Raw genomic sequence first — 6299 nt, forward strand, 5'->3', positions numbered from 1 at the left:
GTCCTCCGGCGCGATCAGCTTGACGCAAGGGGCGCTGCAACGGCCGATCTGGTGCAGCAGGCAGGGTCTGGTGCGGTTGGCGTAGACGCTGTCTTCGCAGGTGCGGATCAGGAACACCTTCTGCAGAATCTGCATCGATTCCTTGACCGCCCAGGAATTCGGGAACGGCCCGAAATACTGGTTTTTTTTATCGACCGCGCCGCGGTAGTAGACCATGCGCGGCGACTCGCCGCCGGTGATCTTCAGGTAGGGGTACGATTTGTCGTCTCGGAACAGGATGTTGAAGCGCGGGTGCAGCGTCTTAATCAGGTTGTTTTCCAGGATCAGCGCTTCGGCCTCGCTGTGCGTGACCGTCGTCTCCAGGCGCGCGATGCGCTCGACCATCATGGCGATGCGCGGGCTGCTGAGGTTTTTCTGGAAGTAGTTCGAGACCCGCTTCTTCAGGTCGCGCGCCTTGCCGACGTAAAGCACCTTGTCGTTGACGTCGAAATAGCGGTAGACGCCCGGCAGGTTGGGCAGCTTGGCCACGGTGGCCAGCACCTGTTCGCGCAGGTCGGCCGTCACGTCGGCCGCTGGCAGGGGTTCAACTTCGGGCGCGCCTCGATCCACGCCGGCCGTGCCGATATTGTCGTTGTCTGTTACGTCGCTCATCTTGGATCAGTATTCTGCGCGATGTTATGCGGCCTGTTCGACGATGACGAAAGCGACCGCGTATTCCGCCTCGTCGCTGACCGTCACCTGCACCGACAGTTTATTCTTCTTCATGAACTCATCGAGCACGCCGCTGCACACGATCATCGGCTTGCCGCTGGGCGCGTTCAACATCTGCGCCGCCGGCCACGTCATCGGCATGCGGATACCGAGGCCGATGGCTTTCGCGAAGGCCTCCTTGGCGGCGAAGCGGGTGGCGACGAAGCGCACGCCGCGCACCGGATTTTTGGCTTTGCGCGCCAGGTATTTTTCCATCTCCTGCGGCCCCAGGATCTTTTTCGCGAAGCGGTCGCCGTGGCGCGCCAGCGCTTCCTCGATGCGGGGGATTTTGCAGATGTCGGTGCCTATCCCGTAAATCATCGCGCGCCCAGGCGGGTTGCGACCATGATGGCCTTCATTTCGCGCACGGCGTTTTCCCAGCCGACGAAGACGGCGTGGGCGACGATGGCGTGGCCGATATTGAGTTCGGCGATGTCGGGGATGGCGGCGATGGCTTGCACGTTGGTGTAGTGCAGGCCGTGGCCGGCGTTGACCTTGAGGCCGCGCGCGGCGCCGAACAGCACGCCGGCCTTGATGCGCTCCAGCTCGGCGGCCTGCTCGGCGCCGGCGGTGTCGGCGTAGCGGCCGGTGTGCAGCTCGATGACGGGCGCGCCGATGTCGGCGGCGGCGGCGATCTGCGCTTGGTCGGCGTCGATGAACAGGCTGACGCGGATGCCCTCCCCTTGCAGCTGCCTGACGGCGGCCTGCACGGCGTGGAAGTGGCTGACGACATCGAGGCCGCCCTCGGTCGTCACTTCGCTGCGTTTTTCCGGCACCAGGCAAACGTCGGCGGGCTTGATGCGGCAGGCGAAATCGATCATTTCCTGCGTCACCGCCGCTTCCAGGTTCATGCGTGTGATGAGTTGCGGCGCCAGGGCGATGACGTCGGCGTCCTTGATGTGGCGGCGGTCTTCGCGCAGGTGCAGGGTGATGCAGTCGGCGCCGGCCTGCTCGGCCATCAGCGCGGCGCGGATCGGATCGGGATAAACGGTGCCGCGCGCGTTGCGCAGCGTGGCGACGTGGTCGATGTTGACGCCCAGGTCGATGACCGGGCCGGCTGGCTGCAGAAAGCTCATGGTGTTATACCGTTTATATGGTTTATATCGTTTATAGCGTTTTAAACTGGGATACTCACAACTGTGACAGGTCGATCAATATCTGGCGCGTGTTCAGCGGCGCGCCGCCCAGGTGGTGCGCCAGCAGGAAGCGCATCAGCTGCTTGCTCTGGGACTGGGTGGCGGCGTCGGCGTAGTCTTCGCGCTCCATGTCGAGCAGCGTCTTGCCGATCACGCGCGGCCACGGGTCGGACGCGCGCTCGGGTCGCGGGCCGCGCTCGGGATCGACCACGTAGACGCCTTCGGCCCGCACCGCCTCGCGCGTCGCCGTGCAGCGCCTCAGGTCGGCGCCGACGCCTGTCTCTTTAAGTAAGGCCAGTTCGAATTTTCGCAAGACGATGGGCGGCGGTTCGTTGTGCGCCAGCTGGTTCAGCGTGGCGACGTAGTGGTCGAACAGCTTGGGGTGGGCGTCGTCGCGCGCCAGCAGCTTGACCAGCAGTTCGTTCAGGTAGAAGCCGCACAGCAGCGAGGTTTTTTCCAGCGGCAGCATGCCGCCCACCCATTCGGCGCCGGTCAGCGTGCGCAGCTCGGACTTGCCGGTCCAGCTGGACGACAGCGGCTGGAAGGTTTGCAGCACGCCGCGCAACTGCGAGTGCGGCCGCTTCGCGCCCTTGGCGATCAGGGCCACGCGGCCGTAATCGCGCGTGAACATGTCGACGATCAGGCTGGTTTCTTTGTAAGGGTAGCTGTGCAGGACGAAGGCCGGCTGGCCGGCGACCTTGGTGCCGATGGTGCGTTCGCGGGACGGCGCGCGCGGTCGCTTGGCCATGGGCGTCGCCGCCGGCGATGGCGATGGCGATGGCGAGGGTGAGCTTGGCGTTGCCGGCGATGGCGCCGCTGCCGCCGATGCCGCATCCAAGACGGCGGTCACCGGCGCCGGCATGTCCACGCGCGCCGCGACCGGTGGCGCCTCAGGCTGGACCTGGGACGGCTCGGCGACGGCGTCTAGCGTGGAGGTGGACATGCGCGTGGAGGAGTCCCTGCCGCTTACTCGTAACCGTAGGCGCGCAGGCCGGCTTCGTTATCGGCCCAGCCGGATTTGACCTTGACCCAGATTTCCAGGTACACGGGGCCGCCGAACAGCTTTTCCATGTCGAGCCGCGCCTGCGTCGACACTTCCTTCAGGCGCGCGCCCTTGTCGCCGATAATCATGGACTTGTGCGTGTTGCGCTCGACCAGGATGGCAGCGAAGACGCGGCGCAGATTGCCTTCCTGCTCGAATTTTTCGATCAGCACGGTGCTGGTGTAAGGCAGTTCGTCGCCGACGAAGCGGAACAGTTTTTCGCGCACGATTTCCGAGGCGAGGAATTTTTCGCTGCGGTCGGTGATGTCGTCCGGGCCGAAGATGGGATCGTTCTCCGGCAGGAATTTCTTGATTTCGTTTTGCAGGCCGTCGAGTTGGAAGCGCAGCTTGGCCGACACCGGCACGATGGCGGCGAAATCGAACTTGGCGGCCACTTGCTGCGCGAACGGCAGCAGCACGGCCTTGTCCTTGACGCGGTCGGACTTGTTGATGACGAGGATCACCGGCACTTCCTTGGGCAGCAAGTCCATCACTTGCTGGTCGGCCGGGCCGAAGGTGCCCGCTTCGATCACGTACAGGATCAGGTCGGACGAGATCAGCGTGTTGGTGACGGTTTTATTCAGCGTCTTGTTGAGCGCGTTCGAGTGGCGCGTCTGGAAACCCGGCGTATCGACATAGATGAACTGCGCATCGTCCACGGTCTGGATGCCGGTGATGCGGTGGCGCGTGGTTTGCGCCTTGCGCGACGTGATGCTGACCTTGGCGCCGATCAGCGTATTCATCAGCGTCGATTTGCCCACGTTCGGGCGGCCGACGATGGCGATATAGCCACAACGGAAGTTGGCGGGGGTAGGTGCGGTAGTCATGCGAATGTCGATTCAGAGTGTGGTGCGTGTTTATTTATAGTCGAGCTTGCCGTCGGCTGGAGTCGACGGCGCGCCCTGGCCATCTGGCGCGGCGACGGGGTCGCTCTGGATGGTGGCGATGCCGGCCAGTTTCAGCTGGGCCGCGCGCGGCTTGGACTTGCGTCCGGCCGCCGGCGTCTTCAGCATGGCTTGTTCGGCCACCTCCAGCGCCAGCTTGGCGGCGGCCTGTTCGCCGGCGCGGCGGCTGCCGCCCCGGCCATAGACCTGGATGCCGAGTTTGGGCACCAGGCACTCGATCTCGAATTCCTGGCTGTGCGCGGCGCCATGCGTCGCTACCACATTGTACAGCGGTAGCGAGATCTTCTTACTTTGCAAGAATTCCTGCAACAAGGTCTTGGCGTCCTTGCCCAGCGTTTGCGGGTCGACCGAGTCGAGTATCGGGATGTAGAAGGCGCGGATGGTGTCGCGCGCCGGGCCGAAGCCGCCGTCGAGGAAGATGGCGCCCAGCAGCGCTTCGAGCGTGTCGGCCAGGATGGACGGACGGCGGAAGCCGCCCGACTTCAATTCACCCTCGCCCAGGCGCAGGAACTGCGACAACTCCAGCGTCTGCGCGATTTCATACAGCGACTGCTGCTTGACGAGGTTGGCGCGCAGGCGCGACAGGTCGCCTTCGTCGATCAGCTGGTAGCGTTCGTACAAAATGGAGGCGACGACGCAGTTCAAGATCGAATCGCCGAGGAATTCGAGCCGTTCGTTATGCAAACTGCTGTGGCTACGGTGCGTCAAGGCTTGCTGCAACAGGCCGGCATCCTGGAAAGTGTAGCCTAAACGGGTTTGCAATAACGGAAGATTCATCGGTTCTCTGCTTGTGGTGACTGCGGCATTAATCGGTCTTGGCGGCGGCCGGCGCGCCCGCCTTGGCGGTGCTGCCGGCGTATTCGAGCAGCAGGCTGGCCGGGCCGAACAGCGGAATTTTTTTGCTGTAGGCGAAGCTGATTTCCATCTCGTTGTCTTCTTTGGCGATAATCAAATCCTTGCCGCTGACGGAGTCGATGTAATTGACGCTGGCGCTGTTGTCGAACGATTGCTGCATTTCGCGCACGGTGCCGCCGGTCGCCTTGGCCGTCTTGACGGCGTTCAGGATGGCGCGGTATTCACTGTAGGTCGGCACGACCTTCAGTGCCAGTACGCCGATGAAGCCGATGATGGCCAGCGTGAATATCAGGCCGCTCAGCGAGATGCCGCCCTGTTTGCCTGCGGATTTCAACGTCAATCTTTGCATCGCTACCGTCTCCCGATTTCACCGCTCGTTTAGTGTATGCCGCCGATGCGGCGCAAGTTGCCCAGGTTCATCCAGACGAAGAACGCCTTGCCGACGATATTTTCGTCCGGCACGAAGCCCCAGTAACGGCTGTCGGCGCTGTTATCGCGATTATCGCCCATCATGAAGTAATTGCCTTTGGGAACAACGCAAGTAAAGCCCTCGTATTTATACGTACAGTTTTCGCTGTGCGGGAAATCCTTGACGTCGGCCAGGTTCAGCGTCGGCACCTTGTCGTTGTTGAGGATCTTGTGCTGCACGCCGGTCAGGTTTTCCATGAACTGCTTGTAATACTCGGGACGCTCCTCGTCCAGGTAATCGTCCAGCGGCGCGTACGTGACGTCCTTGCCGTTGACCGTTAAGCGCTTGTTTTCATAGGTGATTTTATCACCAGGCACGCCGACGACGCGCTTGATGTAATCCTGGGTCATATCTTTCGGGTATTTGAACACCATCACGTCGCCGCGCTGCGGGTCGTTGATCTGGATGACTTTCTGGTTCAGCACCGGCAAGCGTATGCCGTAGGTGAACTTGTTCACCAGGATCAGGTCGCCCACCAGCAGGGTCGGCACCATCGACGAGGACGGGATCTTGAACGGCTCGTACAGGAAGGAGCGCAGGAAAAACACCAGGGCGATGACCGGGAAGAAGCTGCCCGAGTATTCTATCCACGTCGGCTGGCGCAACAGCGCCGCCTCGATGGCGCCACGACTGCTGGTGCTGTCGAGCTTGACGCCGTCGGCCGTCAGCTTGGCGTTGCGCTGATCGTACTCGGCCAGCGCGCGGTCGGCCGCGAGGCGGCGTTGCTTGGCCAGGTAAAACACATCGAGGAACCAGATGACACCGGTGGCCAGCATCAGCACGAACAGGATTAAAGCGAAATTTCCCAAGATCACTTGCAGGTTCATTTGTCATCCACTTGTAAGATTGCCAGGAACGCCTCTTGCGGGATCTCCACCGAGCCCACTTGCTTCATGCGTTTTTTACCCGCTTTTTGTTTTTCCAGCAGCTTTTTCTTACGGCTGATGTCGCCGCCGTAGCACTTGGCCAGCACGTTCTTGCGCAGCGCCTTGACGTTTTCGCGCGAGATGATGTTGGCGCCGATGGCAGCCTGGATTGCAACGTCGAACATTTGCCGCGGAATCAGTTCGCGCATCTTGGCCGCGACGGCACGGCCGCGGTACTGGCTGTTGGCGCGATGGACGATGATGGCCAGCGCGTCG

8 protein-coding genes and 1 pseudogene are annotated in these 6299 nt (G+C 62.2%); all 9 read right to left on the reverse strand.

The window, feature by feature from the left end:
* Positions 1-651 (reverse strand): GIY-YIG nuclease family protein (locus tag Q0S71_RS14665; RefSeq protein WP_295997014.1); only part of this gene is annotated, 651 nt, incomplete at its 3' end.
* Between the two features lie 24 nt (positions 652-675).
* Positions 676-1071: a holo-ACP synthase gene (acpS, locus tag Q0S71_RS14670; RefSeq protein WP_295997017.1), complete on the reverse strand. Its 396-nt coding sequence runs from the start codon at positions 1069-1071 to the stop codon at positions 676-678.
* The gene (gene pdxJ / locus Q0S71_RS14675) at positions 1068-1826 is read right to left on the reverse strand and encodes a pyridoxine 5'-phosphate synthase (protein WP_295997020.1); all 759 of its coding nucleotides are present in this window, start codon (positions 1824-1826) and stop codon (positions 1068-1070) included. Before pdxJ ends, acpS begins: the two co-directional genes overlap by 4 nt.
* A gap of 55 nt (positions 1827-1881) precedes the next feature.
* A complete protein-coding gene (gene recO, locus Q0S71_RS14680) occupies positions 1882-2634 on the reverse strand; it encodes a DNA repair protein RecO (protein ID WP_295997023.1) in 753 nt (250 codons plus the stop codon).
* A gap of 218 nt (positions 2635-2852) precedes the next feature.
* On the reverse strand, positions 2853-3755 hold the full coding sequence (gene era / locus Q0S71_RS14685; protein WP_295997025.1) for a GTPase Era: 903 nt from the start codon (positions 3753-3755) through the stop codon (positions 2853-2855).
* 30 nt (positions 3756-3785) lie between these two features.
* A complete protein-coding gene (gene rnc, locus Q0S71_RS14690) occupies positions 3786-4610 on the reverse strand; it encodes a ribonuclease III (protein ID WP_295997028.1) in 825 nt (274 codons plus the stop codon).
* A gap of 28 nt (positions 4611-4638) precedes the next feature.
* Positions 4639-5022 (reverse strand): DUF4845 domain-containing protein, encoded by a 384-nt coding sequence (locus Q0S71_RS14695; RefSeq protein ID WP_367185305.1) that lies wholly within the window; start codon positions 5020-5022, stop codon positions 4639-4641.
* A gap of 44 nt (positions 5023-5066) precedes the next feature.
* Positions 5067-5984 carry a signal peptidase I gene (gene lepB / locus Q0S71_RS14700; protein WP_295997033.1) on the reverse strand — a complete coding sequence of 306 codons (918 nt, stop codon included), beginning with the start codon at positions 5982-5984 and terminating at the stop codon, positions 5067-5069.
* A pseudogene (locus Q0S71_RS14705) lies at positions 5981-6299 on the reverse strand (elongation factor 4); the annotation flags it as partial. The gene lepB and the pseudogene Q0S71_RS14705, both read right to left, overlap by 4 nt.

This window comes from Rugamonas sp., from assembly GCF_025354735.1.
Taxonomy (GTDB): domain Bacteria; phylum Pseudomonadota; class Gammaproteobacteria; order Burkholderiales; family Burkholderiaceae_D; genus Rugamonas.

Excerpts from the sequence above, each read along its gene's own strand:
- lepB (WP_295997033.1), bottom strand. The coding sequence starts at position 5,984 with ATGAACCTGCAAGTGATCTTGGGAAATTTCGCTTTAATCCTGTTCGTG.
- acpS (WP_295997017.1), bottom strand. The coding sequence starts at position 1,071 with ATGATTTACGGGATAGGCACCGACATCTGCAAAATCCCCCGCATCGAG.
- rnc (WP_295997028.1), bottom strand. The coding sequence starts at position 4,610 with ATGAATCTTCCGTTATTGCAAACCCGTTTAGGCTACACTTTCCAGGAT.
- pdxJ (WP_295997020.1), bottom strand. The coding sequence starts at position 1,826 with ATGAGCTTTCTGCAGCCAGCCGGCCCGGTCATCGACCTGGGCGTCAAC.
- recO (WP_295997023.1), bottom strand. The coding sequence starts at position 2,634 with ATGGCCAAGCGACCGCGCGCGCCGTCCCGCGAACGCACCATCGGCACC.
- era (WP_295997025.1), bottom strand. The coding sequence starts at position 3,755 with ATGACTACCGCACCTACCCCCGCCAACTTCCGTTGTGGCTATATCGCC.